This window comes from Sphingobium boeckii (assembly GCF_014199215.1).
Taxonomy (GTDB): Bacteria; Pseudomonadota; Alphaproteobacteria; order Sphingomonadales; family Sphingomonadaceae; genus Sphingobium_A; species Sphingobium_A boeckii.
Genome location: NZ_JACIJC010000001.1, coordinates 193,402 through 217,867, shown reverse-complemented (window position 1 = coordinate 217,867; position 24,466 = coordinate 193,402). Strand labels below are relative to the sequence as shown.

The following is a 24,466-nucleotide window of genomic DNA, read 5'->3' as shown; positions in this document are numbered from 1 at the left end:
GCAAAGACCGGCCAGGCAAGGGAGCGATCCACCATGGAACCGTTGATCTACGTGATGGCAATATTGGGATGCGGCGACGCCGGCACGGGCTGCGCCCAGCAGCGCATCGCGACCCCCATCTATCGAAGCGCGGCGCATTGCCGCGCAGATGCGGGCAACGTGCTGCTAGCCAATACGGATCTCGATTTTCCCATGATCAAGGTGGATTGCCGCAAAACCCGCAAGCCCGCGTCCTATCAGATGAAAGCCGATACGCCTTATTCGGGCTAAGTTCATCGCTATCGATGTGGTAAAAATCACCAAATAGCGGCGACAATTCCCGCTTAAGAGGAAGAATCTCGACAGGCCGATCGCGCTAAAAGACTTTTTCGATGGATTTCCGCCAAAATTGCGATTTGGCACGCTCCCTGCAATCGAGGGTTCATCTTCGGTCGATGGTCGATCGAAGCGAACATCACAGGGAGTTTCAATCATGACCTTCAATCTCGACGCTCTGCAGCGCGCAGCCTTCTCGCTGGTCGGCGCTCTTTTCCTCGCCACCGTGTTCGTCGGCAGCGCCGTCGTGCCTTCCGAAACCGTTGTAGCCGTTGCGCCGGTCGCCTGAGCGACCGGCTTTTATCACAAACCGCTGATCAAAGGACCAACATCATGACCGCCCGTTTCGCCCTCGATAAGTCCCATGGCAAGATCATGGGCGTGTGCTCAGGCCTGGCGCGCTGGATGAATGTCGATGTCACGATCGTCCGGATCGTCGCCGTAGCGCTGACGCTGCTGGGCTTCGGATCGACCATCCTCGTCTATCTGGCGATCGGCCTGATCGCCAACGCAGACTGACACGCACGGATGGCGCGCCGCGCGATTGCCCGCTAGAGTGGCGCGATCCCCGCTTGTAAGGATCGCGCCGATGAAGATTGCCCCCTTTGCCCTGACTGCAGCGCTGATGCTGCTGACCGCCCAGCCAGCCCTGGCGGCGCTCGCCGTGGGAGCCAAGGCACCCGATTTCACAACCGAAGGCGCGATCGCCGGGAAGAGCTTTGCCTTCTCGCTCGCCAAAACGCTTAAAAAAGGCCCGGTGGTCCTCTATTTTTACCCCAAGGCCTTCACCCAGGGCTGCACATTGGAAGCGCACGCCTTTGCCGACAAGGTGGACGCATTCCGCAAGGCGGGGGCCACGGTGGTCGGCGTCTCGGGTGACGGGATCGAGGAACTGAAGCGTTTCTCGCGCGAAGCCTGCCGCGATAAATTCGCCGTGGTCTCGGCAACGCCGAAAGTGATCGGTGCCTATGATGTGTCATTCAGGGGGAAGCCCGAACTGTCGGATCGCACATCCTATGTGATCGCGAAGAATGGCCGGATCACCTATGTCCATTCGGATCTGGATTATAAGGATCATGTCGCCAAGACTTTGGCGGCCGTGGAGCAGATGGGCGGCAAGCGCTAGTAAGCGCGCCCATCCACCTCGGTGATCTTGACCGCGGCCAGATCAATCCCCTCGATGCAGCGCAGATTGATCGCCGCGGTTTCGCCGCCGTCGGGGGAAATGCCTTCCGCATAGGGCGCGCAGCCGCAGGTCATGCAGAAATGGTGCGCAATCTTGTGCGTGTTGAAACGATACGTGCCGATTTCGCCATCCACCGGATCCAGTGTGAGCACCGATCGCGGCAGGAACGCCAGCACATAACCCTTGCGCAAGCAATGCGAGCAATTGCACGCGATCGCCTCGTCCAGCGGCGCATCGACCGAGAAACCGATATTGCCGCAATGACAACTGCCGCGATGGGCCATGGCACGCTCCTTATTCTGTCATGAAAGCCCTAGCGCCGCCTATAGAACATATCAAGAACATTTAACGCGCCGGGTCGCCGTCTTCTTCACCGCAATGGTCAGCATCTGGCCATCTGCGGACAATGAGAGGCGCTGACTGTCTTCCCAGCTCTGGCCTTCGCCGCTGAAATCGCTGGTGACCGTGATCGCGCGCGGCCCCGCGGCCTGGATCTGTTTCACCTTCGCTTCGCTTTCATAGAAGCGGAGCAGCGTCGGCGTCACCGTCAATCCCAGTTCCTGGCCATCGCCACACCGGGCGCGGTCCACGGCCCAGCGCCCCTGGAATGCCACCGGGATCGTTTCCAGTGCGGAAGACGGAGCCGCCTCCGAATCGTCAGACGCGGCGTCCACTTCATTGCGCAGATCTTCAGGCGGACGCGCGAGATCCTCGATCGGGCGCACATCGGCGGCATTCGTCTCGGCAAAATTGTCGCCTGGATTGCGATCCTGACACGCTGTCAGCATCGCGAGCGCCCCATATCCCAGCATCCATCCAGCTCGCACATGCGGTCCTTTCTCGCGGTGAGTTTCAGATGATCACAGGCAGCGGCTGGCCAGTAAAGCCCTGATCTTCAGACGACTTATTGCCGCGGCCGCCGCTCGCCGCGTTGCCCCGGCGCACGCTCCGACCGGTCCACCTGAGGGCGCGTCTGCGGGACAGCCCGCTGAGGCGCAGCGCGTTGTGGGCGCGCCGCCTGGGGCCGCGCTCCATCATTGCCCTGACGAAAGCCGCGCCGATCTTCACGCCGCTCCTGACGGAAATCCCGGCGGTCGTCTCGACGATCGTCCCGAAATTCGGGTCGGGTGACGCGCCCCTGCCGAACATCGCGACGATCTTCCCTGCGCTCCTGCCGATAGTCACGCCGATCGCCGCGCCGGTCCTGCCAATAGCGTTGCTGGCGATCATTCCACCGGTGCCGCTTGCCGGCCCGATCGAACACATAATAGCCTGACCCCGGATAATAGAAATTGTCATACCAGCCGCCGCCATAGCCCCCGTAATAATTGGAGCCGTAATAGCCATCGTCATAGTAAGGCGCGCCATAGCCGACGGAGACGCCGCCATAGCCATAACCGTCATCATAGCCCGTGCAGGCGCTCAAGCCGATGGCGGTGCCCACGATCAGGGCGGCGGTGCGGAAACGGGCGATAAACATCGATACTCTCCGAATTAGACTCGAAAGCAGGCGAAACAGAGTGATCCAGCGGGCTTGAACCAGGGGTTAACCCTTATCCATCCTCAACGTCCGCTCGCGGGGGCGGTTCCGGCGGCGACAGCGCCAGAAAATCGCCACCAGGGATCAACATATGATCCGCGACCGGCCAGTTATAGACATAGGTCCACGCCTCGACATGGCCCCGCGCCATGCGGATCGCGATCTTTTCGCGGCGATATTCCTGTGGATGCGGATCGCCGGGCGCGCAGCCTTCATAGGCGTCCAGTGCGGCAAACAAAGCTGCATCGCGCACCGCAAACAGATCGCCCCGTACCTGTTCTGTCGGATCGTCGCCGCGCACAAAGCCTGGATACCAGTCGATCCGATACAGCCGCCCCATCGCATGACCTGCGCCGCGATAGTCCGCGCGCCCTTCCAACATGGACGCCTGTTCAAAGGGCGCACCCTTGCGCAGTGATCCGTAAACGAACAGCCAATCCGCTTCCGCCACCCATCAATCCTCCGGCATTTCGGCCTTGCGCAACTGGCGCAGTTCCAGCCCGGCATCGAGCAACGGGGTGGGCGTCTTCAGGAACTGGCTGGGCGTCATGCCGATAAAGCGCCGAAATTCGCGATTGCGATGCGACTGATCGAAATAACGCAGCCCCGCAAGCTCATCATCGCTCGGGCTGCCGCGGCCGCGCATCACGGCTGCCATGTCCAGAAAGCGGCTTCGGCGCAGGACCGTTTTGGGCATATGGCCAAAGCCGGCCATGCAATGCCGCTCAAGCTGACGTTCGGCCAGCCCCAATTGCCGGCTCACATCCTTCACCATGATCGTACTGTCATTGCGGGCGATATGCTCGAACGCGCGCATCGGCGCGTCCACCGCCCAGGTGCCGAGCGCATCAAGCCGGGCGATGACCGCCGCCTCGCACGCGGCGACGATCGCCGCGTCGTGGGTGAGCGGCGCGACCGCATCGAGCAAAGCGCGCGCGGCGTCACCCCACAGCTCTGCCAGAGGTAGCATCGTATCGGCCAGCAAGCTCGCGCGTTCGGCAAATAGCGCGCGCCAGCCGCACGGCCGAAAGGCGATGCCGACGACATGGAAAGGGCCGCGACAACGCACCTGAAACGGACGGGAATTGGAACCGAAGAACACCACTTGCCCGGCCTGGCTCCACACGCCCGGCGCAGTCTCCGCCGCCCAGTCGCCCTGGATCAGGATTCGCACGAAGGCGGTTTCGGCGAGCAGGCGATCCACCAATTCGAAATCGGCCGGTAGCGCCGCGGAAAAAACATAGTGGCGCGCGATAAACGGTGCCAACGCCACGGAGGGCGCATAATTGCGCGATAACAGCATTGCGGTTTGCCCTTTAAGAGCGTTCTGGCTCGCGACCCTGCAACGGGACTAGGGCGTTAAACCGATTGCGGCAAGCGCCCCCGGCCGCGTTTCCATTTTCCGGAGCACAGGCTAAGTCAGCGGAGCCACGAGAAAATCGGAGAGATGATGATCAGCCCGCGCAAACCATTCTGGAAAACGCTTTATTTCCAGGTGTTGCTCGGCATCGCCCTTGGCATTCTGACGGGGTGGCTGAACCCGGCGCTCGGCCAGGCGCTCAAGCCGCTGGGGGATGGCTTCATCAAGCTGGTGAAGATGATCATCACGCCGGTGATTTTCCTCACCGTGGTCACCGGCATCGCCGGCATGGCGGATCTGAAGGCGTTCGGCCGCGTCGGGGCGAAGGCCATGGCCTATTTCCTCACCTTCTCCACGCTGGCCCTCGCCATCGGGCTGATCGTGGGCAATCTCACCCAGCCCGGCGCGGGACTGAATGTCGACCCTAACAAGCTCGATACCAGCCAGGTCTCCGGCTATGTGAAGGCGGCGCATGATCAGACGATCACCGATTTCGTGCTGAACATCATTCCCGACACCGCGATCAGCGCCTTTACATCGGGCCAGATTCTCCAAGTGCTCTTTATCGCCATTCTGTTCGGCGTGGCGCTGGCGCTGATCGGATCGCGGGGCGACAAATTGACGGCCACGCTCAAGACGCTGACCGCCATCGTCTTCCGCATGGTGCATATTCTGATGTATGCCGCGCCCATCGGTGCCTTTGGCGCGATGGCCTTCACCATTGGCGAATATGGCATCGGCACGCTCGCCAATCTCGCGGGGTTGATCGCGGCCTTTTATGTCACCTCGCTGCTGTTCGTCATCGTGGTGCTGGGGCTGGTGGCGCGCGCCGCGGGCTTCTCGCTCTTCGGGCTGCTGCGGTATATCAAGGACGAGCTTTTCCTGGTGCTCGGCACGTCGTCATCGGAAAGCGCGATGCCGCTGCTGATGGAGAAACTGGAGCGCGCCGGCTGCCCGAAATCGATCGTCGGGCTGGTGGTGCCCACCGGCTATTCGTTCAATCTGGATGGCACCAACATCTATATGTCGCTTGCCGCGTTGTTCATCGCGCAGGCCTGCGGGATCGATCTGTCTTTCGAGGAGCAATTGCTGCTGATGGCGGTGGCGATCCTCAGTTCCAAGGGGGCCGCGGGCGTCACAGGATCCGGCTTCATCGTGCTGGCTGCCACGCTCTCCGTCGTGCCATCCGTACCCGTGGCGGGCATGGCGCTGATCCTGGGTGTGGACCGGTTCATGAGCGAATGCCGCGCGCTCACGAATTTCATCGGCAATGCCGTGGCGACGATCGTCGTCTCGCGCTGGGAAGGCGCGGTCGATCTGGATCAGCTTCGCGCCGCCTTCGCGGGCAAGGGCGGGGATTTCACGCCGCAGGAGAGCGATGCCCTGCAAGCGGAAGGGCAAAGCGACGTCATCGCCTGAGCTTTACGCCAATCGCGCGATCAGCGCCTTGGCGGCGGCCGGCGCACGCACCTTCGCGCCATTGATCATGAACATGAAAACGTCACGGCCGCCCGCGCTCCATGTCTGCGCCCGTTCCGTCCAATCGGCCAGCGCTGCGGGCGTATAGCCCGTCTCAATCTCCTCCTGCGCATCCTGAAGCCGCGCATAGGTGAAATCGGCGGTCGCCGCGTCGATCGAAGGAAAACCGGGCTTGTCCGAAAAGACGATCGCCGCGCCGGCGTCGCGCGCCAGATCGATGAAGGCGGGATCCTCGAAACTGGCGTGCCGCACCTCAAGCGCATGGCGCAGCACCACGCCATCGCGCTTGGCCGGAAGCAGCTTCAGGAACGCGCCGAAATCCTCACGATCGAATGTTTTGGTCGGCATGAATTGCCACAGGATCGGGCCGAGCTTGTCGCCCAGTTCCGTAATGCCCTGCCCCAGAAAACGATCGACCGATTCGGCACCCTCGCTCAGCCGCTTTCGGTTGGTGGCGAAGCGCGACGCCTTCACCGTGTAGACGAACCCATCGGGAGCGGCGTCGGCCCATTTGCGGAAGGTCTCTGGCTTGAACCCGCTGTAATAGGTGCCATTCACTTCGATCGCGGTCATCTGCGAGGCCGCATATTCCAGTTCGCGCGCCTGCGGCAGGCCGGCAGGATAAAACACGCCGCGCCATGGCTCGAACGTCCATCCCCCAATGCCCACCCGGATCATCGGGCGTCACCGCCGCCGCGTGGCGCAGAATCTTCGGTCACCTTGCTCATCATGGCGCGGAGTTTAGCCTGAAACAGCGCTGACGGAAGCGCAATTCTGCGAGCCGCATCATGCCGGGGCCGGCATGACGTTATGGGAAACCCGCGCGTTATTGCTGAGGCGCGCCGCCGCCCATGCCGGAGCCGACCGCGCCGATATTGCCAAACAGCTCCTGGAAGAATCCGCGGTGACGGCCAAGCGTCGGGGTGGTGTCGCCCATGGGCGAAATGGAGGCGATCGTCTCGACGCCCGTCTTCTGGACGGTGGAAACATTACCGGCATCGTCAAACTGAATGTGGAGCAGCGTCTGCTCCTTGGCGCGCGGCATCGCAAAGGCCAGAGCCTGCGTGGTGCGCGAGAAATAATACCAATCCTTGGTGCCGAACTGGCCAGTGAAGCTCGGGCGGCCAAGCGTGGCTTCCACCGAATCGCGATTGTCCACACCGGGCTGGATGCCCTGCACGAACTGCTGATCGAGAAGATAGCCCTGATTGCCGCGGACGCGGGTGCAGCCGCTCGTCGCGACAAGCGCGACCAGGCTTGCCGCCATGATCATCCCTGTCCTCAACGTGGTACCCATCCGGCCTTCTCCTTGAACGCGAAACGCTTGCTGAACGCCCTTGCCCATGGACCAAGGCCATTGCAAGGAGCGCGCGCTGCCTCAATATGCGCAGCCATGCCGCCGCACAAGGCGGTTCGGCGATTTGCAGGCAAACAGGAGCAACGGGTGTTATCGTTTCTAAGCCGCATTTTCGGGCGGGACAGCGGGCGCAGCGCGCTCGTGCCGCTTTACAACGCGATCGTATCGGGCGCGCGTGATCCCGCCTGGTATGTGGAGGGCGGCGTCGGCGATACGGTCGATGGCCGCTTCGATATGGTCGCAGGGCTGCTGTCGCTGGTGTTGATCCGGCTCGAAGCCGAGGGCGAAGCGGGGGCCGGTCCATCCGCCCTGCTCGCGGAAATCTTCGTCGACGACATGGATGGCCAGCTTCGTCAGGACGGAATCGGCGATATCGTGGTGGGCAAGCATATCGGCCGGATGATGGCGGCGCTGGGCGGACGGATCGGCGCCTATCGCGCGGCCTTTGCCGGCGAAGCAGATCTGGACGAGGCGTTGCTGCGCAATCTCTATCGCGGCGAAGCGCCCGCTCCCGCGGCGATGGCGTTCACTGCGGCACGGATCCGCGCCATTCATGGCGCATTGGCAACGCTCAGCCTGAAACAATTGCTGGCCGCGGAGTTCCCCCGGCCATGACCCTCCCGCCCCCCGAATTCAGCCGCCCCATCCGCGTGGATACGATCGGCGAGGTGAGCCAGACCATCGAGATCATGGCGGATGCCACGGAGCGCACTGCGCTGGCCCGGCGCTTCGGCTTTGACGCCATCGACCACCTGTCAGGAACGATGACGCTGGCCAGAACCTTGCGCGGCATTGTCGCCAAGGGCCGGATACGCGCGGCGCTCACGCAATTCTGCGTGGCGACGGGTGATCCCGTTCCCGAAACGATCGACGCGCCGTTCGAACTGCTGTTCGTGGAAGAAACCAGCGATGCCGAAGAGCTGGAGCTGGATGCCGAAGATCTCGACATCATCGATTTTGATGGACAGGCCGTCGATATCGGCGAGGCGCTGGCGCAGACGGTCGCGCTGACGATCGATCCGTTCCCGCGCCACCCCGAGGCGGACGCCAAATTGCGCGCCGCGGGGGTGATCAGCGAGGAAGAGGCCCGGCCCCTGGGCGCGCTGGCGGGATTGAAGCAGGCGTTGGAGAAGAAGCGGGAATAAAGGCTGTCCGAACCTTTCCTTCCAAAAATAATATTGACCTAATCCATTCGGGCTGAGCCTGTCGAAGCCCTTCCCTTCTTTGATACAGAAGAAAGGAAAAGGCTTCGACAGGCTCAGCCCGAATGGTGTTTGGGATTGACCTGAGACCGATCAGAACGGAACGTCGTCGTCCAGATCGCTGTCAAAGGCTGACGGTCCGCCACGGCTGGCACCGCCGCCCTGATTGTTGTTGTTCCCGCCGCCATAGCCGCCGCCGCGATTGCCGCCGCCCGACGAAGCGCCGCCGCCCCAGCCATCGCTGGAACCGCCGCCACCACCGCCGCCGCTGTCACGACCGCCGAGCAGAACGAGTTCTCCGCGGAAGCGCTGGAGCACCACCTCGGTGGAATATTTTTCCTGGCCGTTATTATCCTGCCATTTGCGCGTCTGAAGCTGGCCTTCGAGATAGACGCTCGAACCCTTTTTCAGATATTGCTTCGCGACCCGGCCGAGATTTTCGTTGAAGATCACCACCCGATGCCACTCGGTCTTGTCCTTCTTTTCGCCGCTGGCCTTGTCGGTCCAGCTTTCCGAAGTCGCGATCGAGAGATTGACGACTTCGCCGCCATTGCTGAACGAGCGCGCTTCGGGATCGGCGCCCAGATTGCCGACCAATATGACCTTGTTTACCGAGCCTGCCACGCCCCAATTCCTCTTCTATAATCCGAGTGCTGTCGCGCCCCAGAAGGTTGCGCCTGCCGCCACATAAGCGAGGCCGAAGAGATATGCCAAGGCAAAGATAGGCCATTTCCACCCATTGGTCTCGCGCCGGATGACGGCAATGGTAGAGAGGCATTGGGGCGCGAAGACGAACCACATCAGGAAGGCGAGCGCGGTGGGGAGGGACCAACGGCCCTGGAGCCTTTCGCCCAGTGACTTCTCCGTCTCCGCATCGTCGCCGGTCGCTTCGATCGAATAAACCGTGGCGAGCGCCGATACCGCGACTTCGCGCGCCGCCATCGCCGGGATCACGGCCAGCGCCATTTCATGATTGAAGCCGATCGGGCGGACGATCACCTCAAGCCCCGAAGCGATCCTGCCGGCGATCGAATATTCCACCTGGCTCTGTCCCTCTGGGGCCTTGGGAAAGCTCAGCAGCAGCCACAGCACCACCGTGACCATCATGATGATCGTGCCGGCGCGACGGAGAAACACCCAGGCGCGCTGCCACAGGCCGATCGCCACATCCTTGATATGCGGCATCTGATAGCGCGGCATCTCCATCAGGAAGCCGCTGTTCGCGCCCTTGGCGATGGTGTGGCGGAAAACGAAGGCGACGATCATCGCGCCAAGGATTCCGGCCAGATAGAGCGCAAACCACACCAGCCCCTGCAGCCCCACGCCATAGCCCAGATCACGCGCCGGAATGAACGCGCCGATGATCACCGAATAGACCGGAAGCCGCGCCGAACAGGTCATCAGCGGGGCGATCAGAATCGTGGTCAGCCGCTGCTTGGGATCGTCGATCGTGCGCGTGGCCATGATGCCGGGAATCGCGCAGGCGAAGGAGGAGAGCAGGGGAATGAAGGCGCGGCCGTTCAGCCCCACGCTCGCCATCAGCCGGTCCATCAGGAAGGCCGCGCGCGCCATATAGCCCGAGGCTTCGAGCAGCAGGATGAAGAAGAACAGAATCAGGATCTGCGGCAAGAACACCACCACCGAACCGACGCCGGCGATGATGCCGTCCACCAGCAGCGAACGGAAGAAGCCTTCGGGCAGCAGGGCTGTCACGCCCCCCTGCATCTGGGCAAACAGCGCTTCGATCCAGCCGATCGGCGCTTCGGACCAGGCGAACACGGCCTGGAAAATCACGAAGAACAGCGCGATCAGCAGCAGCAACCCACCCACGGGATGAAGCACCACCGTATCGATCAGATGCGTGATCCGCCGCACCGGCGTTTCAGAGATGGTGGCCGCCATAGAGAGCTGGCGCGCACGCCGCTGGAGGAGGACGATATCTTCGGGCACATCCGCACTGGGCCGCACCTTGATCACGCCATCGCCAAGCACGGTGGAAAGCGCCGCCTTCAGTTCATCCAGTCCGCGCTTGCGCACGGCCACCGTGGAAACCACGGGCACACCCAGCGCGCGCGACAGCACTTCCGGATCGAGTTTCAGCCCGTCCCGTTCCGCCATGTCGATCATGTTGAGCGCCACGATCACGGGCAGGCCCAATGCGATGAGCTGAAAGGCGAAGCGCAGGTGATTGTCCAGATTGCCCGCATCCAGCACCACGATCAGCGCGGAGGGAAGCCGCTCATGGCTTTGCGATCCCATCACCACATCGCGCGTGACGGCTTCATCCGGACTGCCGGGATCAAGGCTGTAGGCACCGGGAAGATCGACCAACTCTACCGGGCGGCCATCGGCCAGCGTCATCCGTCCCGATTTGCGCTCCACCGTGACGCCGGGATAATTACCCACCTTCTGCCGCGCGCCCGTGAGCGCATTGAACAACGCGGATTTGCCGGCATTGGGATTGCCGACCAGCGCCACCAGGGGGGCCGGGTTCACGATGCGGAAACCGAGATTGCGGCGGCGTGAGTCCGGCGCAGCGCAACCAGCATCCGGCCGACCTGACAGGCCAGCGGACCGCGCTTGAAGAGACCGCTGCGGTGGCGCACCTGGATGATCACACCTTCGGCAAAGCCGAATTCCCGCAGGCGGCGCGCTTCGGCCGGCGGCAAGACATCCCAGTCCACAGTCAGGATTTCCGCGCTCTGGCGCAGAGGCAATTCATCAAGCCGCACGTTAATTCCGTTTTCGCAATCAGATCATGCGATTGATTATCAATAACCCGTCGCAAACGCCAGCCTTACCTCAGCCCGCCGCTCCTCAAACCGCGGGATAGCGCAGCCGCCCGATGAAGCGCGACAGGCTGGGCATCCGTTCACGCCGCGCGAGGAATTGCGACTTCACTTTTTCGAACCGCATGACACCTTCGATCCGACGGTTCAGGAAGTCCCGCGTATCCGCCAGCCCTTCGCTCTGATCATCGAGCAACACGAGCATCGTCGCGCCATAGACCCCGGCCAGCAGGGTGCGCTTGGTATAATGATTGTAATCCGTGGCCACATCGCCCGCCAATTGCCACATGACGTCTGCCGCCCGCCAGCCGAGGCGGACGCCCAATGCCAGATTCTGGGGCATGGCCAAGATCGCGAGCGCGCGACGCAGCGCTTCGCGATTGGGCGCGGCGATCGCGATCCTGCTATCGACCAGCGCCGTGATCCGGTCACGGATCTTCATCGCACCCAGCAATTCGGGCGGCAATCTTTGCGCCATCTCCGCATCGATCGCCGCAAACCAGGCGTCGATCATCCCCGGTGCGCCATCGGGCAAGGCCAGCCGTGCGATTCCGGGGTCCACCCCGATCTGTTCGGCCGCGCGCACCAGCGCGGTATCGGACCAGCCATCAAACCCGGCATGAACAGGGATTACTGGACCGAGCGCCGCACGGATTTCGTCAAGCGTGGGATCGGGCGGCAGGGCAGGCATCGTCTTCATCTCCATTCGGAAAGCTCGGCATTTCATGCGCCCGCATCCGGGCAACCGCAAGGGCGGTGACACGGCGAGTCGTGCATGATATCGGTCGGTTTCAGCGTTTCGAATGTGGACCAAAGTCATGCAGCGGGGCGCAAAACAGGGAGGGCACAATGGCCAAGTTTTTCGGTAATCTCAATGCGGTATTGGGGGTCGGCTTTCTGCTGCTGCTCGCCGTCGCTTTTGGCGTGCAGGACGCGTTCGACAGCGATTTTAGATTCTTCTTTCGCTGGCTTCATGTGATCTGCGGGATCATGTGGATCGGCCATCTCTATTATTTCAACTTCACCCAGATCCCGACCATGCCCAAGGTGCCGGCCGAACTGAAGCCGGGCGTGACCAAATATATCGCGCCGGTAGCGCTGTTCTGGTTCCGCTGGGGTGCCGCAGCCACCGTCGCCACCGGCCTGTTCGTGATGTTTCAAGAGGGTTATGGGCATAAGGCGCTCACGCTACAATCACCCCACCGCACGATCGGCATCGGCATGTGGCTGGCGCTGATCATGGCGTTCAACGTGTGGTTCATCATCTGGCCCGCGCAGAAAAAGGCGCTTGGCATCGTCGAGGCCGAAGCGGACGTGAAAGCCAAGGCGGCAACCACCGCCATGATCTTTTCACGGACCAACACCTTGCTGTCCATCGCCATGCTCTATTGCATGATCACCGCCGAATCCGGCTATTGATCGATACCGAGGCGGCCGGATATCCGGCCGCCTCGGCCATCACCCGCGCTGGATTTTCCATCCGGGAAGAAAATGTTTCAGCGGTTGGCGGTGCATGTCGCCCCTCTCCGCCCTATCTGGCTTCAGTCCCGTTTCAAAAAGGAACTGAAATATGCCCAGCCTGTTCGATCCCATCCAGCTTGGCGCGATCCACGCCCCCAATCGGATCCTGATGGCCCCGCTCACGCGCGGTCGCTCCACCCGCGGCCATGTGCCGACCGAGATCATGCAGACCTATTATGCGCAGCGCGCCGGGGCCGGGCTGATCATCAGCGAAGCCACCGGGATCAGCCAGCAAGGCTTGGGCTGGCCCTATGCGCCCGGATTGTGGACGGACGAACAGACCGAAGCCTGGAAGCCCGTGACCGATGCCGTGCACAAGGCCGGCGGGCGGATCGTGGCGCAGCTCTGGCACATGGGGCGGATCGTTCATCCCGATTTTCTCGGCGGCGCTCAACCGGTCTCGTCCTCGGCCACCACAGCGCCCGACAGCGCCCATACCTATGATGGCAAAAAGCCCTATGCCGAGGCGCGCGCGCTCACGCTGGAAGAAATCCCGGCGCTGCTGGACGATTATGTAAAAGCCACGCGCAACGCGATTGCCGCCGGCTTCGATGGCGTGCAGATCCACGCGGCCAATGGCTATCTGATCGACCAGTTTCTGCGCGACAGCGACAATTTCAGAGACGATATTTATGGCGGCAGCCCGGCAAACCGCATCCGCCTTTTGAGCGAAGTCGCCGCCGCCGTGGCGGGCGAAATCGGCGCGGACCGGACCTCGGTCCGTCTCTCCCCCAATGGCAATACGCAGGGCACGATCGATAGCGATCCCGAAAGCGTGTTCGTGCCCGCAGCCCAGGCGCTCTCCGATTTGGGCATCGCCTTTCTCGAACTGCGCGAACCCGGCCCGCAAGGCACGTTCGGCCGCACCGACCAGCCCAAGGTCTCGCCCGCGATCCGCAAAGTGTTCAAGGGACCATTGGTGCTGAATTCGGATTACGGCTTCACCGATGGACAGGCGACGCTGGATGAAGGTGTGGCAGATGCGATCGCCTTTGGCCGCCCGTTCATCGCCAATCCCGATCTGCCCGTCCGCTTCTCGAAGAAACTCCCGCTGGCCGAAGCCCCGATGGCGACATGGTATAGCCAGGGTCCGGAAGGCTATATCGACTATCCGGCGGCGTAAACGGCCCGCCCCCTCTGTCATTGCGAGCGCGGCGCGGCAATCCACTCGACGACATGGATTGCTTCGCCTTGCTCGCAATGACGACCGGTTCGAGGGTTGTTTTCCGGGTGAAACGCCGCCATATGCCCAATCGGAACGAATCCATCCGATTTGAGAGTCATTCGCAATATGCGCCTGTCGAGCCTTGCCGATTATGCCGTCGTGATGATGTCGGCGGCCGCGCGCCATTGCGGCCATGCCAAGGTGAACGCAACCACGCTGAGCGCGGAGACAGGCATTCCGCTCCCCACCGCGCAGAAATTGGTGAGCCGTCTTTCTTCCGCCGGCCTGCTCGAATCAAGCCGCGGCACCGGCGGCGGCGTCCGCCTGGCGCGGCCACCCGCGATGATCACGCTCGCCGATGTCGTCGAGGCCGTGGAAGGCCCGATCGCGCTCACGCCCTGCGCGGACAGCGGCGCGCATGATTGCGCCTTGGAAGGCGATTGCCGCGTGAAGCCGCATATGAACATCGCCAACACCGCCGTGCGCGGCGCGCTTGCGGGCGTGAGCCTCGCCAGTCTTTCAGGAGCCGCGTAATGGCCAGCAAGAATCTCGAAGCGCCCCGCAATGCAGACGCTCACGCGGCGGTCAACAAGACCTATGAATGGGGCTTTTCCAGCGACATCGAGCAGGATTTCGCGCCCAAGGGTCTTACCGAAGACACCGTCCGATTCATCTCCGCCAAGAAGAATGAGCCCGAATGGATGCTCGCTTGGCGGCTGAAGGCCTATCGTCACTGGTTGACGATGGAGATGCCCGATTGGGCCAAATTGAATGTCGAGCCGATCGACTATCAAGATGCTTATTATTACGCCGAGCCCAAGGCGAAGCCCAAGCTGGGTTCGCTGGACGAGGTCGATCCCGAAATCCTGCGCGTCTATGAAAAGCTGGGCATTCCGATCGAGGAGCAGAAGGTGCTCGCCGGGGTGGAAGGCGCGCGCAAGATCGCGGTCGACGCCGTGTTCGACAGCGTCTCGGTCGCCACCACCTTCCGCAAGGAGCTTGAGGAAGCCGGCGTCATCTTCCGTTCGATCAGCGAGGCGGTGCGCGAATTTCCCGAGCTGGTGAAGAAATGGCTCGGCAAGATCGTGCCGATGCACGACAATTTCTTCGCGACGCTCAATTGCGCGGTCTTTTCGGACGGCACCTTCGTCTACATCCCCGAAGGCGTGCGCTGCCCGATGGAGCTTTCCACCTATTTCCGCATCAATGCGGAGAATACAGGGCAGTTCGAACGCACCCTGATCATCGCTGAAAAGGGCAGTTACGTCAGCTATCTCGAAGGCTGCACCGCGCCGATGCGCGACGAGAACCAGCTCCACGCCGCCGTGGTCGAGCTGGTCGCGCTGGACGATGCCGAGATCAAATATTCGACCGTGCAGAATTGGTATCCGGGCGATGAAAATGGCAAGGGCGGCATCTATAATTTCGTCACCAAGCGCGCACTCTGCCAGGGCAGGAACAGCAAGGTGAGTTGGACCCAGGTGGAAACCGGTTCTGCTATCACCTGGAAATATCCAAGCTGCGTGCTGGCGGGCGAAAATAGCATCGGCGAATTCTATTCGGTGGCGGTGACCAACAATCACCAGCAGGCCGATACCGGCACGAAGATGATCCATCTGGGCAAGGGCAGCCGCTCGACGATCGTCTCCAAGGGGATCAGCGCGGGCGTCTCCAACAACACCTATCGCGGCCTCGTCCGCGTGGGCGCGACGGCGGAGAACGTCCGCAATTTTACGCAGTGCGATTCACTTCTGCTGGGTGACAAATGCGGCGCGCATACGGTGCCCTATATCGAGGTGAAAAACCCCAGTGCGCAGATCGAGCATGAGGCGACCACCAGCAAGATCAGCGACGACCAGATGTTCTATGCGATGCAGCGCGGGCTGGATCAGGAAGCCGCGGTGAGCCTGATCGTGAATGGTTTTGCGAAGGAAGTGCTGCAGCAATTGCCGATGGAGTTCGCGGTGGAAGCGCAGAAATTGCTGGGGATCTCGCTTGAGGGTTCGGTTGGATAACGCCTGCCCGTTTGTCCCGAGCGTAGTCGAGGGACGTGGGGAAGCGACAAACGTGTCTCGACTGCGCTCGACACAAACGGTTTTTGAGAGAATTTGAATGCTGAAAATTGATAACCTCACCAACGAAATCGACGGCAAGGCCATCCTCAAGGGTCTGTCGCTCAGCATCAATGCGGGCGAAATCCATGCGATCATGGGGCCGAATGGCGCGGGCAAATCGACGCTCGCCTATACGCTGGGTGGACGACCCGGTTATGACGTGACCGGCGGAACGGCTGAGATGGACGGAGCGAATCTGCTCGAAATGGCGCCGCATGAGCGCGCCGCGGCGGGGCTGTTCCTGGGCTTTCAATATCCCGTGGAAATCCCCGGCGTCTCCAATCTGCAATTCCTGCGCGAAAGCCTGAACAGCCAGCGCAGGGCGCGCGCCGAAGCACCGCTTTCGGGGGGCGAATTCATCAAGCTCGCCAAGGAAAAGGCCGCGTTGCTCGGCATGGATATGGAGATGCTCAAACGCCCGGTGAACGTCGGCTTTTCCGGCGGCGAGAAAAAGCGCGCCGAGATGGTGCAGATGGGCATCCTCGATCCCAAGCTGGCGATCCTCGACGAGACCGACAGTGGCCTCGATATCGATGCGCTCAAGATCGTGGGCGCGGGGATCAACACGATCATGCGCAAGCCCGATCGCGCCGTGCTGCTGATCACGCATTATCAGAGGCTGCTCGATTATGTGAAACCGGATTTCGTCCATGTGTTGGCGGATGGCCGCATCACGCGCACCGGCGGCGCAGAACTGGCGCTGGAGCTTGAGCGCGAGGGATATCGGGAGCTGGCGGCGTGAGATCTTTCCGTGCCGGAGGCACCCATCCCTCTCTCTTTCTTCGCGTCTCCGCGCCTCCGCGTGAACATAACAAGGTTTGGTTCACGCGGAGACGCGGAGACGCGGAGAGGAATGCGCCATGAGTGCACTGCCTCTTCCTACCCGGCGGGATGAATCCTGGCGTTATGGCGATCTGGATGCGCTCGCGCGCGTCTGGCCCGTGGACGCTGCGGAGCGGATCGTCGTTTCCGCGGGCGAGACCTTCTCGCGGATCATCGTGCAGGACGCTGCATCAAGTGAAGTGGCGATCCGGCATATCGAGATCACCATCGGCCGCGATGCCACCGCGATCGTGCATATATTGAACACCGGCGGCGATTATGGCCGTATCGCGGTCGACGTGACGCTGGAAGAAGGCGCGCATTTCGAACTGGGCGGCGCGATTCTGGGATCGGGCACGCAGACGCTGGAGATCGTGACCACGGTCAACCATGCGCACCCCAATGCCACGAGCAACCAGATCGTCCGCTCGGTGCTCGCGGGCCGCGCGACGGGCAGCTATCTCGGCAAGGTGATGGTCGCGCGCGATGCGCAAAAGACCGATGCCGGTCAGTCGGTGAAGGCCATGCTGCTCGATCGCACCGCGACCGCCAACGCCAAGCCCGAACTCGAAATCTATGCCGATGACGTGAAATGCGCGCATGGCGCGACCGTGGGCGAACTGGACAAGCAGGCGCTGTTCTATCTCGCCAGCCGTGGGCTTCCGCCGCCACAGGCCAAGGCGCTGATGCTGCAAGCGTTCATCGCGGGCGCGTTTGCCAAGATCGCGGACGATGCGGAACGCGAGCGCGTGGAAACGGCGGCGATTGCGGCGCTAGAGAAATTGCTGTGATGCTTTCTATCTCACCGTCCGTCCCGAGCGCAGTCGAGGGGCGTAGTGGCCACGACAGACGTGTCTCGACTGCGCTCGACACAAACGGATTCTCATGATGACGACCGTTCTCACCCGCCCTCTCGATACCCTCGCGGACTTCCCTGCGATCCCCTTCGGCTGGGCCTATCTCGACACCGCCGCCACCGCGCAAAAACCCCGCCCGGTGATCGAGGCGATCACGCGCGGCTATGCGCAGGATTACGCCACCGTGCACCGCGGCGTCTATGCGCGCTCGGCCGACATGACGGTCGCCTATGAACGCGGCCGTGATCGCGTGGCACAATTCATCGGCGCAGGCTCTCCCGACGAAATCATATTCGTGCGCGGCGCGACCGAGGCGATCAATCTCGTGGCGCAGACCTGGGGGCAGATGAACCTCAAGGCCGGTGACCGCATCCTGCTCTCCACGCTGGAGCATCACAGCAATATCGTGCCGTGGCAGCTTTTGCGCGATCGCACGGGCGTCCAGATCGATGTCGCGCCGCTGACCGCAGACGGCCGGATCGATCTCGACGCGGTGGAAGCGATGCTGACGCCCGCGCATAAATTGGTGGCGCTCGCGCATGTCTCTAACGTGCTCGGATCGGTGCTCGATGCGAAGCGCGCTGCCGCGCTGGCGCATAAGGTCGGCGCGAAGCTGCTGCTCGATGGCTGCCAGGCGGTGCCGCGCCTGCCCGTGGACGTGGCCGCTCTCGATTGCGATTTCTACGTTTTTTCGGGCCACAAACTCTATGGCCCCACCGGCATCGGAATCCTCTGGGCGCGGCCCGAGATTCTCGCATCCATGCCCCCCTGGCAGGGCGGTGGCGCGATGATCGACAAGGTGACGTTTGAAAAGACGACCTATCTTCCCGCCCCCGCGCGGTTCGAGGCGGGTACGCCGCATATCGTGGGCGTGCTGGGACTCCATGCGGCGATCGATTATGTGGAAAGCATCGGGCTGGAAGCAATCCACGCGCATGAAACCGCGCTGGTGAAGGCCACGCGCGATGCCCTCTCCGCGATCAACAGCGTCACGCTGTTCGGCCCCGAGGATTCGGCCGGGATCGTCAGCTTCGCGATCGAGGGGGTGCATCCGCACGACATCGGCACCATATTGGATGAAGCGCAGGTGGCGATCCGCGCAGGGCATCATTGCGCGCAGCCGCTGATGGCGCATCTGGGCGTGGACGCGACCGCGCGGGCGAGCTTCGGCGTTTACAACAGCGAAGCCGATGTCGCGGCGCTGGTCAAAGGGATCGAACGAGTGACGAGGATCTTCGGGTGAACGAGGAACGCAAGATTATGGTCGAAGAAGTGACCGAAGCCGAAAAGCCGCCCAAGGTGCGGGTGGAAGACGCTGCGCCTGAAAGCGCCGGCGAAAAGCTGGAGCGCAAACGGGATTATCTCGAAGGCTTCCTGCAACAGAAGCCGACAGAGACGCTGGCGGGCGAGCCCGGCGGTGATCTCTATGAGGGCGTGATCGCGGCATTGAAGGACATTTTCGATCCCGAAATTCCGGTGAATATCTATGATCTGGGCCTGATCTATGGCGTCGATATCGCGGACGATCATGCGGTGGTGACGATGACGCTCACCACGCCGCACTGCCCGGTGGCGGAATCCATGCCCGGCGAGGTAGAATTGCGCGTCGGCGCCGTCCCCGGGGTGGGGTCTGCCGAGGTGAACCTTGTCTGGGATCCGCCCTGGGATCCGCAGAAGATGTCGGACGACGCCAAGCTCGAACTGGGAATGCTCTAGAGCATCATCGAGCTGATATTTAGCCGTTTGTCTCGAACGAAGTCGAGGGACGTGGTGACAGTTCCAACGTCCCTCGACTTCGCTCGGGACAAACGGGATAGGATAGAGCGATATGAACACGACCACCCGCACCCGCCCCGCCGCGCTGACGCTGACCCCCTCGGCCGAGCAGCGCATTGCCGATCTGATGACGAAGGCACCCGCCGACGCGATCGGCGTGAAGCTCTCCACGCCGCGGCGCGGCTGCTCCGGCCTCGCCTATTCGGTGGATTATGTCACCGAGGCCGTGGCGTTCGACGAAAAGATCGAAACGCCGGGCGGCACATTCTTCGTGGATGGCGGATCGATCCTCTATCTCATCGGATCGACAATGGACTGGGTGGAGGATGATTTCACGGCCGGGTTCGTCTTCACCAATCCCAACGCCAAGGGCGCGTGCGGCTGCGGCGAGAGCTTTACGGTCTAAAACCCCATCGTGAAGCGGAGTGCAGCGCCTACATCGTCGAGCGCATAATAAAGGTTTCCGGGTTCGCGGCGATAGTAGAGATTGGCCGTCATCCAACCGCGACCCCATGGGCGGGTATAAGCCGCTTCGGCATTCAATTCCTGGCCACTGGGCGCGAGATTGAGCCGCTGGATGCCATAGGTGGTCACCAGCGTTTCATAATCATAGGCCACCGGCAGCATCAGATCGAGCCCGCCATGCGACACGCGCAGCGGCTGGGCCAGGCGCAGCGCGACACTGTCCTTCAGCGAAAAGACCGCCGCCTTGGCGATATCCAGCGAAAACGCATTGGTGCGGAGCGCCCCGCCCGCGCGCGGCCGCGTGGTCCCCTGGCGCATCATGGCCCCCGCGCTCCAGCCGCGCCCGGCCTCAACCCTGGCCGACAAGTCGAGAAACCAGCTCGTCGCGCCATTGCCACCCAGCGCCGGGCTGAAATGCGCGCCCAACACGCTGTTATTCTCCGCCAGTCGGCTGGCTTCCAGTCCCAGCGCCAGGCGACCCCATCGCCGATCGACGCCCAGCGACATGCGATCATAGCCATAACGGCTGAAGCGGTTGCGCAGCGCGCCCAGGCTGTCCGCCTCAAACAGCAAAGCCTCGCCATTCTCGGCCGTAGCGGTGATGCCGAAGCCGGCAATCTCATGCCGAATAGCGAATGCCGTCTTGGCGTCACGCTGAAACCCCATCGTGCGGCCCGGATCGTCGGCGACGAGGAAAGACGGCGCGGTCTCGCCCTTCAATTGCCCCGCGATCGTCCCGGCGCTGGTGGAGAGGCCCAGTGCGATCTGCGTGGCCGGATCGATCCGGCTGGCGATATAGCCCGCCGTCGCCCGCGCGACGCGCGCCTCCCTAGGATCGAGCAACAGGGGCGCGGCATTGGGGGCAAAGCGATTGTCAGCCACCGAGAGCGAGACCGTCATGGCGGGTCCGGCCGCGCCGAAATGACGCCCACGTTGCTGAAGCGCAGCGCCCAGAGCAAAGCCGGGGGCGGATCGGCCGACGGTGCGCGAAAGATCGACGTCATAGGCGCGATCATAATCGTCCAGCACCACGGCGTTGACGGCGACACCCTGCCCGCCATCACCCATCGGCGCTGATGTGGTGCCGTTGACGCCATCGGCCACGATGATTGCGCTGCCCGCAAGCGACAACTGGCCCTGCGGCTGAAACGCGCGCGCGATATCGAGCAACCCCCGGCCATAGATTGCATCCACGCCCGCATCGCCCGCGTCACGCGCGCTGGCGAACAGCAATTGCACGATCTGCGCGCCGGTGAGATTGGGAAACGCTTCGGCCAGCAGCGCGACTGCGCCCGAGATGATCGGCGCGGAGAAGGACGTGCCCGTATAGAGCACCTGCTGCTCCACATTGTCCACGGTGCGCACCCGCACGCCCAGCGCCGCCAGATATTGGCTGGCGCCCGTGCCTGCACGATTGCTGAAGCTGGCGATCTGATCATTGCCATCCACCGCGCCCGCGATGATCACAAGCCCGCGCGCCACCGAATCCAGTGCCACCGCAGCCAAAGGATCGGGATTGGGATCGGAATCATTGCCCGCGGAAATCACGATCACGATCCCTGCCGCCGTGGCGCGGCTGATCGCGGCCCGCAACTGGGCGTTCGCGGCCGAGCCCCCGAGGGAAATATTGATGACCCGCGCATTGTTCGTCACCGCCAGATCGACGCCGCGCGCGATCGCGCTATCGGGATGCTGGCAACCTTGCTCGTCCACAGGACCGCTGGTGTCGGTGCAGCTTCCCGGCGTGTCTGACCGTGCGATCAGGAGGCTGGCGTTGAAAGCGACGCCGTGCATTCCGCTGTCATTCTTGGCCGCGGCGATCGTCGCCGCGACCGCGGTGCCATGGCCATCGTCATCACCCAGGCCGCGCGATCCCGCCGTATCGGTAGACGCGGCCAGAATACGTCCCGTGAATTCCGGGCTGGCGGGATTGATTCCGCTGTCGATCACGGCTGCGGTCACCCCGGCGCCGGTCGCGCCCGCCTGATAGGCCGCAATCGCCTTGGCGCTGGTCACGCCATTGGAGCGGCTATATTCCGCCGTCACGAAATTATCCGAGGTCGGCGTGGGGGTGGGTGTCGGAGTCGGAGTGGGGGTGGGCGTAGGCGTAGGCGTGGGTGTCGGTGTGCTGTTCACGCCGCCCCCTCCGCCGCCGCAGGCTGCGAGCGACAGCGCAAGCGGAGCCACCGCTCCCAATATCGCCACCCTTGTTTTACGCGACTTCATCGACCCGCCTTTTGGCAATGTCCGGCCATATCCGGCGCAGCTTATAACGTGGTTAACATTCGAAGCATTGCCGAATTTTTTCTCTGCCGATACAGGCTTTGAGCCATGATCGACGCACTCGCCCACATCCGTAACTGGATTTTCGATCTGGACAATACACTCTATCCGCCCGGCGCAAATCTGTTCGCGCTGATCGATGAGAAGATGGGTGCCTATATCGCCGATCTGCTCACGCTGGATGCCGTTGCGGCGCGCAAAGTGCAGAAGGATTATTTCCGTCACCATGGCACCACGCTGGCGGGCTTGATGGCCGAACATGGCGTCGATCCGCATCATTTTCTCGATTTCGTGCATGATATCCCGCTCGATCGGCTCTCTCCGGATCTGGAGATGATCGCGCGCATCGAACGGCTGCCGGGGCGGCGCATCGTTTTCACCAATGGCGACGCGAGCTATGCCGCCCGCGTGCTGGAAGCGCTGGGCCTGCACGGCCTGTTCGACACGATCTACGACATCCACAGGCTGGATTACCGGCCCAAGCCGCTGGAAGCAGGTTATGCGCGGATGTGCGAGGTGCTGGAGATCGATCCTGCGGAATCGCTGTTTGTGGAAGATATGGCGCGCAATCTGGTCCCTGCCAAAAGGATCGGCATGGCCACCGTATGGATCAACAATGGATCCGAATTGGGCACCGAGGGTGTTCAGAGCGACATGATTGACTATGAGGCTGCCGAACTCGGCGCCTGGCTGAGACTGATTCAGGAAAAGGAAGAAGCATGAGCGCGCAATTGCAGACTGTGATCGAGGCAGCATGGGATGCGCGCGACACGCTGGGTTTCGACACCAAGGGCGAAATCCGCGATGCGGTGGAAACGGCGCTGCTGGCGCTTGATTCGGGCGACGCCCGGGTCGCCGAAAAGCAGGGCGATTCCTGGACGGTGAACCAGTGGCTGAAAAAAGCCGTTCTGCTGTCTTTCCGGCTGAACGACAATGCGATGATCCCCGGCGGACCGGGCGGCACGAGCTGGTGGGACAAGGTGCCTTCGAAATTCACCGGCTGGGATGAAGCGCAGTTTCGCGCCGCAGGCTTTCGCGCCGTGCCGGGCAGCGTCGTGCGCCGGGGTTCGTTCATCGCCAAGGGCGCGATCCTGATGCCGAGCTTCGTCAACATCGGTGCCTATGTGGGCGAAGGCACGATGGTCGATACCTGGGTCACCGTGGGCAGTTGCGCGCAGGTCGGCAAGAATGTGCATCTTTCGGGCGGCGTTGGCCTTGGCGGCGTGCTCGAACCGCTTCAGGGCAATCCGGTGATCATCGAGGATGACTGCTTCATCGGCGCGCGGTCCGAAGTGGTGGAAGGCGTGATCGTGGGGCAGGGATCGGTCCTGTCGATGGGCGTGTTCATCACATCCACCACCAAGATCGTCGATCGTGCCACCGGCGAGATCTTCACCGGGCATGTGCCGCCTTATTCCGTCGTCGTGCCCGGCGCGCTGCCCGGCAAACCGCTGCCCGATGGCACGCCGGGACCAAGCCTGTCCTGCGCGGTGATCGTGAAGCGCGTCGATGCGCAGACCCGCTCAAAGACCTCAATCAACGATCTTCTGCGGGATTGAGCGCGATCAGCGCAGCTTGAAATAGCTCAGGAAAGGGGCGAGTCGCCAATCGAGCTGGTCTGCATTCATCGATGCGGATTCAACGTCGGCCATGGCCCTGAACAAAGCATCGCCGATGACCGTCGCCAGGAACAGTTCGGCGGCGGCTTCCGGATCATCTATTTCCGCCCGGCCTTCGCGGACCCAGGCCGCGAAGGCGGCGGCAAGCTCGTGCACCACGGTCATATGCACCTCGCGATGGAATTCACGGCCGAATTCGGGATCGCGCAGCGATTCGGTGATCGCCATCCTGATCAGGGCCAGCGAGCGCGGTGCGGTGAGATGCTCATAGAGCCGATGCGCATAGAGGGTGAGCATCGCCGCGCAGGAGTCCATCTCGCAGGCGATGCACCCGATCTGATCCATCGCGCCTTTGCGCCGGTGTTGGGCAACCGCCCGCAGCAGGCCGTGCTTGTTGCCAAAAAGATCATAGACCGTCGCGAGCGAGCCGCCCGATTTCTTGATAATTGCGGCCACGCTGGTACGTTCGAACCCCTGCTCGATAAACAGGGCTTCGGCAGCGTCGATAATCGCCAGGCGGCGATCTTCCCGGCGGCTATCCGCTGGCTCGGCTGAGATTGGTTCGACCATGATGTTCAATTCCAACTTTGCCCCTCCCGGCCGATTTCTTCTTTTC

The 24,466-nt window shown here is 62.4% G+C and carries 31 protein-coding genes; 18 read left to right on the top strand and 13 right to left on the bottom strand.

All coding sequences use genetic code 11. The features are described 5' to 3' along the window. Positions 1-33 precede the first annotated feature (33 nt). From FHS49_RS01145 to FHS49_RS01135, 4 genes are all read left to right on the top strand, one after another. Positions 34-270: a hypothetical protein gene (locus tag FHS49_RS01145; RefSeq protein WP_184014484.1), complete on the top strand. Its 237-nt coding sequence runs from the start codon at positions 34-36 to the stop codon at positions 268-270. Between the two features lie 202 nt (positions 271-472). Continuing rightward, positions 473-604, top strand: coding sequence for a hypothetical protein (locus tag FHS49_RS19790; protein WP_281397016.1), 132 nt, complete (start codon positions 473-475; stop codon positions 602-604). 44 nt (positions 605-648) lie between these two features. After that, positions 649-834 (top strand): PspC domain-containing protein, encoded by a 186-nt coding sequence (locus FHS49_RS01140; RefSeq protein ID WP_184014483.1) that lies wholly within the window; start codon positions 649-651, stop codon positions 832-834. 70 nt (positions 835-904) lie between these two features. Then, positions 905-1,441: a peroxiredoxin gene (locus tag FHS49_RS01135; protein ID WP_184014482.1), complete on the top strand. Its 537-nt coding sequence runs from the start codon at positions 905-907 to the stop codon at positions 1,439-1,441. On the opposite strand, the gene FHS49_RS01130 is transcribed toward FHS49_RS01135, so the two are convergent. From FHS49_RS01130 to FHS49_RS01110, 5 genes are all read right to left on the bottom strand, one after another. Further along, positions 1,438-1,785, bottom strand: a complete 348-nt coding sequence (locus FHS49_RS01130) for a GFA family protein (RefSeq protein ID WP_184014481.1) — start codon at positions 1,783-1,785, stop codon at positions 1,438-1,440. The two genes, FHS49_RS01135 and FHS49_RS01130, sit on opposite strands and share 4 nt — an antisense overlap. Positions 1,786-1,836: 51 nt before the next feature. Beyond that, positions 1,837-2,289, bottom strand: coding sequence for a hypothetical protein (locus tag FHS49_RS01125; RefSeq protein WP_184014480.1), 453 nt, complete (start codon positions 2,287-2,289; stop codon positions 1,837-1,839). Positions 2,290-2,405: 116 nt separating this feature from the next. Beyond that, a complete protein-coding gene (locus FHS49_RS01120; protein ID WP_184014479.1) occupies positions 2,406-2,981 on the bottom strand; it encodes a peptidase in 576 nt (191 codons plus the stop codon). 73 nt (positions 2,982-3,054) lie between these two features. Then, on the bottom strand, positions 3,055-3,492 hold the full coding sequence (locus FHS49_RS01115; RefSeq protein ID WP_343052867.1) for a gamma-glutamylcyclotransferase family protein: 438 nt from the start codon (positions 3,490-3,492) through the stop codon (positions 3,055-3,057). A 3-nt stretch (positions 3,493-3,495) separates the two neighbouring features. Beyond that, entirely contained in the window at positions 3,496-4,344 is an 849-nt protein-coding gene (locus FHS49_RS01110; protein WP_184014478.1) for a helix-turn-helix domain-containing protein, read from the bottom strand. A gap of 144 nt (positions 4,345-4,488) precedes the next feature. Between FHS49_RS01110 and FHS49_RS01105 the strand changes: the two genes are divergently transcribed. Beyond that, positions 4,489-5,820 (top strand): dicarboxylate/amino acid:cation symporter, encoded by a 1,332-nt coding sequence (locus FHS49_RS01105; RefSeq protein ID WP_184014477.1) that lies wholly within the window; start codon positions 4,489-4,491, stop codon positions 5,818-5,820. A 3-nt stretch (positions 5,821-5,823) separates the two neighbouring features. On the opposite strand, the gene FHS49_RS01100 is transcribed toward FHS49_RS01105, so the two are convergent. Further along, positions 5,824-6,558, bottom strand: coding sequence for a DUF72 domain-containing protein (locus FHS49_RS01100; RefSeq protein WP_184014476.1), 735 nt, complete (start codon positions 6,556-6,558; stop codon positions 5,824-5,826). 148 nt (positions 6,559-6,706) lie between these two features. Further along, a complete protein-coding gene (locus FHS49_RS01095) occupies positions 6,707-7,177 on the bottom strand; it encodes an outer membrane protein assembly factor BamE (protein ID WP_184014475.1) in 471 nt (156 codons plus the stop codon). 96 nt (positions 7,178-7,273) lie between these two features. Here FHS49_RS01095 and FHS49_RS01090 point away from each other — a divergent pair, with 96 nt between their 5' ends. Then, on the top strand, positions 7,274-7,852 hold the full coding sequence (locus tag FHS49_RS01090; protein ID WP_184014474.1) for a ubiquinol-cytochrome C chaperone family protein: 579 nt from the start codon (positions 7,274-7,276) through the stop codon (positions 7,850-7,852). After that, positions 7,849-8,382, top strand: a complete 534-nt coding sequence (locus FHS49_RS01085; protein ID WP_184014473.1) for a DUF177 domain-containing protein — start codon at positions 7,849-7,851, stop codon at positions 8,380-8,382. Before FHS49_RS01090 ends, FHS49_RS01085 begins: the two co-directional genes overlap by 4 nt. A 150-nt stretch (positions 8,383-8,532) precedes the next feature. Here FHS49_RS01085 and ssb read toward each other — a convergent pair whose 3' ends face one another. From ssb to FHS49_RS01065, 4 genes are all read right to left on the bottom strand, one after another. Further along, positions 8,533-9,063 (bottom strand): single-stranded DNA-binding protein, encoded by a 531-nt coding sequence (gene ssb / locus FHS49_RS01080; protein ID WP_184014472.1) that lies wholly within the window; start codon positions 9,061-9,063, stop codon positions 8,533-8,535. Positions 9,064-9,078: 15 nt separating this feature from the next. Next, the gene (gene feoB / locus FHS49_RS01075) at positions 9,079-10,935 is read right to left on the bottom strand and encodes a FeoB small GTPase domain-containing protein (RefSeq protein WP_184014471.1); all 1,857 of its coding nucleotides are present in this window, start codon (positions 10,933-10,935) and stop codon (positions 9,079-9,081) included. After that, entirely contained in the window at positions 10,932-11,171 is a 240-nt protein-coding gene (locus FHS49_RS01070) for a FeoA domain-containing protein (protein WP_184014470.1), read from the bottom strand. The genes feoB and FHS49_RS01070 overlap by 4 nt, the downstream gene beginning before the upstream one ends. 85 nt (positions 11,172-11,256) lie before the next feature. After that, complete coding sequence (locus FHS49_RS01065) at positions 11,257-11,919, bottom strand: COQ9 family protein (protein ID WP_184015889.1); 663 nt, start codon at positions 11,917-11,919, stop codon at positions 11,257-11,259. 158 nt (positions 11,920-12,077) lie between these two features. On the opposite strand from FHS49_RS01065, the gene FHS49_RS01060 reads away from it, so the two are divergent. The 9 genes from FHS49_RS01060 (at position 12,078) to FHS49_RS01020 (ending at position 19,889) form a co-directional block, all read left to right on the top strand. Beyond that, complete coding sequence (locus FHS49_RS01060; RefSeq protein WP_184014469.1) at positions 12,078-12,647, top strand: urate hydroxylase PuuD; 570 nt, start codon at positions 12,078-12,080, stop codon at positions 12,645-12,647. 151 nt (positions 12,648-12,798) lie between these two features. After that, positions 12,799-13,872: an alkene reductase gene (locus tag FHS49_RS01055; RefSeq protein ID WP_184014468.1), complete on the top strand. Its 1,074-nt coding sequence runs from the start codon at positions 12,799-12,801 to the stop codon at positions 13,870-13,872. Between the two features lie 168 nt (positions 13,873-14,040). After that, positions 14,041-14,448, top strand: a complete 408-nt coding sequence (locus FHS49_RS01050) for an RrF2 family transcriptional regulator (RefSeq protein WP_184014467.1) — start codon at positions 14,041-14,043, stop codon at positions 14,446-14,448. Further along, positions 14,448-15,929: a Fe-S cluster assembly protein SufB gene (sufB, locus tag FHS49_RS01045; RefSeq protein ID WP_184014466.1), complete on the top strand. Its 1,482-nt coding sequence runs from the start codon at positions 14,448-14,450 to the stop codon at positions 15,927-15,929. Before FHS49_RS01050 ends, sufB begins: the two co-directional genes overlap by 1 nt. Positions 15,930-16,026: 97 nt before the next feature. Beyond that, positions 16,027-16,770: a Fe-S cluster assembly ATPase SufC gene (sufC, locus tag FHS49_RS01040; protein ID WP_184014465.1), complete on the top strand. Its 744-nt coding sequence runs from the start codon at positions 16,027-16,029 to the stop codon at positions 16,768-16,770. Positions 16,771-16,888: 118 nt separating this feature from the next. Continuing rightward, entirely contained in the window at positions 16,889-17,641 is a 753-nt protein-coding gene (locus FHS49_RS01035) for a SufD family Fe-S cluster assembly protein (protein ID WP_184014464.1), read from the top strand. A gap of 97 nt (positions 17,642-17,738) precedes the next feature. Further along, entirely contained in the window at positions 17,739-18,950 is a 1,212-nt protein-coding gene (locus tag FHS49_RS01030; protein ID WP_184015881.1) for a cysteine desulfurase, read from the top strand. Then, positions 18,947-19,423, top strand: coding sequence for an SUF system Fe-S cluster assembly protein (locus FHS49_RS01025; protein WP_184014463.1), 477 nt, complete (start codon positions 18,947-18,949; stop codon positions 19,421-19,423). Before FHS49_RS01030 ends, FHS49_RS01025 begins: the two co-directional genes overlap by 4 nt. A gap of 112 nt (positions 19,424-19,535) precedes the next feature. Continuing rightward, on the top strand, positions 19,536-19,889 hold the full coding sequence (locus tag FHS49_RS01020) for a HesB/IscA family protein (RefSeq protein ID WP_184014462.1): 354 nt from the start codon (positions 19,536-19,538) through the stop codon (positions 19,887-19,889). On the opposite strand, the gene FHS49_RS01015 is transcribed toward FHS49_RS01020, so the two are convergent. Beyond that, complete coding sequence (locus FHS49_RS01015) at positions 19,886-22,174, bottom strand: S8 family peptidase (protein WP_184014461.1); 2,289 nt, start codon at positions 22,172-22,174, stop codon at positions 19,886-19,888. The two genes, FHS49_RS01020 and FHS49_RS01015, sit on opposite strands and share 4 nt — an antisense overlap. Before the next feature lie 105 nt (positions 22,175-22,279). On the opposite strand from FHS49_RS01015, the gene FHS49_RS01010 reads away from it, so the two are divergent. Both FHS49_RS01010 and dapD read left to right on the top strand, forming a co-directional pair. Then, positions 22,280-22,954, top strand: a complete 675-nt coding sequence (locus FHS49_RS01010) for a pyrimidine 5'-nucleotidase (RefSeq protein WP_184014460.1) — start codon at positions 22,280-22,282, stop codon at positions 22,952-22,954. Beyond that, positions 22,951-23,790, top strand: coding sequence for a 2,3,4,5-tetrahydropyridine-2,6-dicarboxylate N-succinyltransferase (gene dapD, locus FHS49_RS01005; protein WP_184014459.1), 840 nt, complete (start codon positions 22,951-22,953; stop codon positions 23,788-23,790). Before FHS49_RS01010 ends, dapD begins: the two co-directional genes overlap by 4 nt. Before the next feature lie 6 nt (positions 23,791-23,796). On the opposite strand, the gene FHS49_RS01000 is transcribed toward dapD, so the two are convergent. Beyond that, positions 23,797-24,420, bottom strand: a complete 624-nt coding sequence (locus FHS49_RS01000; RefSeq protein WP_184014458.1) for a TetR/AcrR family transcriptional regulator — start codon at positions 24,418-24,420, stop codon at positions 23,797-23,799. Between the last annotated feature and the right edge of the window lie 46 nt (positions 24,421-24,466).

Bases quoted from the DNA above. Each gene is read 5' to 3' on its own strand.
- FHS49_RS01145 (WP_184014484.1), top strand. From the start codon at position 34: ATGGAACCGTTGATCTACGTGATGGCAATATTGGGATGCGGCGACGCC.
- FHS49_RS19790 (WP_281397016.1), top strand. From the start codon at position 473: ATGACCTTCAATCTCGACGCTCTGCAGCGCGCAGCCTTCTCGCTGGTC.
- FHS49_RS01140 (WP_184014483.1), top strand. From the start codon at position 649: ATGACCGCCCGTTTCGCCCTCGATAAGTCCCATGGCAAGATCATGGGC.
- FHS49_RS01135 (WP_184014482.1), top strand. From the start codon at position 905: ATGAAGATTGCCCCCTTTGCCCTGACTGCAGCGCTGATGCTGCTGACC.
- FHS49_RS01130 (WP_184014481.1), bottom strand. From the start codon at position 1,785: ATGGCCCATCGCGGCAGTTGTCATTGCGGCAATATCGGTTTCTCGGTC.
- FHS49_RS01125 (WP_184014480.1), bottom strand. From the start codon at position 2,289: ATGCTGACAGCGTGTCAGGATCGCAATCCAGGCGACAATTTTGCCGAG.
- FHS49_RS01120 (WP_184014479.1), bottom strand. From the start codon at position 2,981: ATGTTTATCGCCCGTTTCCGCACCGCCGCCCTGATCGTGGGCACCGCC.
- FHS49_RS01110 (WP_184014478.1), bottom strand. From the start codon at position 4,344: ATGCTGTTATCGCGCAATTATGCGCCCTCCGTGGCGTTGGCACCGTTT.
- FHS49_RS01105 (WP_184014477.1), top strand. From the start codon at position 4,489: ATGATGATCAGCCCGCGCAAACCATTCTGGAAAACGCTTTATTTCCAG.
- FHS49_RS01100 (WP_184014476.1), bottom strand. From the start codon at position 6,558: ATGATCCGGGTGGGCATTGGGGGATGGACGTTCGAGCCATGGCGCGGC.
- FHS49_RS01095 (WP_184014475.1), bottom strand. From the start codon at position 7,177: ATGGGTACCACGTTGAGGACAGGGATGATCATGGCGGCAAGCCTGGTC.
- FHS49_RS01090 (WP_184014474.1), top strand. From the start codon at position 7,274: ATGCCGCCGCACAAGGCGGTTCGGCGATTTGCAGGCAAACAGGAGCAA.
- FHS49_RS01085 (WP_184014473.1), top strand. From the start codon at position 7,849: ATGACCCTCCCGCCCCCCGAATTCAGCCGCCCCATCCGCGTGGATACG.
- FHS49_RS01065 (WP_184015889.1), bottom strand. From the start codon at position 11,919: ATGCCTGCCCTGCCGCCCGATCCCACGCTTGACGAAATCCGTGCGGCG.
- FHS49_RS01060 (WP_184014469.1), top strand. From the start codon at position 12,078: ATGGCCAAGTTTTTCGGTAATCTCAATGCGGTATTGGGGGTCGGCTTT.
- FHS49_RS01055 (WP_184014468.1), top strand. From the start codon at position 12,799: ATGCCCAGCCTGTTCGATCCCATCCAGCTTGGCGCGATCCACGCCCCC.
- FHS49_RS01050 (WP_184014467.1), top strand. From the start codon at position 14,041: ATGCGCCTGTCGAGCCTTGCCGATTATGCCGTCGTGATGATGTCGGCG.
- sufB (WP_184014466.1), top strand. From the start codon at position 14,448: ATGGCCAGCAAGAATCTCGAAGCGCCCCGCAATGCAGACGCTCACGCG.
- sufC (WP_184014465.1), top strand. From the start codon at position 16,027: ATGCTGAAAATTGATAACCTCACCAACGAAATCGACGGCAAGGCCATC.
- FHS49_RS01035 (WP_184014464.1), top strand. From the start codon at position 16,889: ATGAGTGCACTGCCTCTTCCTACCCGGCGGGATGAATCCTGGCGTTAT.
- FHS49_RS01030 (WP_184015881.1), top strand. From the start codon at position 17,739: ATGACGACCGTTCTCACCCGCCCTCTCGATACCCTCGCGGACTTCCCT.
- FHS49_RS01020 (WP_184014462.1), top strand. From the start codon at position 19,536: ATGAACACGACCACCCGCACCCGCCCCGCCGCGCTGACGCTGACCCCC.
- FHS49_RS01015 (WP_184014461.1), bottom strand. From the start codon at position 22,174: ATGAAGTCGCGTAAAACAAGGGTGGCGATATTGGGAGCGGTGGCTCCG.
- FHS49_RS01010 (WP_184014460.1), top strand. From the start codon at position 22,280: ATGATCGACGCACTCGCCCACATCCGTAACTGGATTTTCGATCTGGAC.
- dapD (WP_184014459.1), top strand. From the start codon at position 22,951: ATGAGCGCGCAATTGCAGACTGTGATCGAGGCAGCATGGGATGCGCGC.
- FHS49_RS01000 (WP_184014458.1), bottom strand. From the start codon at position 24,420: ATGGTCGAACCAATCTCAGCCGAGCCAGCGGATAGCCGCCGGGAAGAT.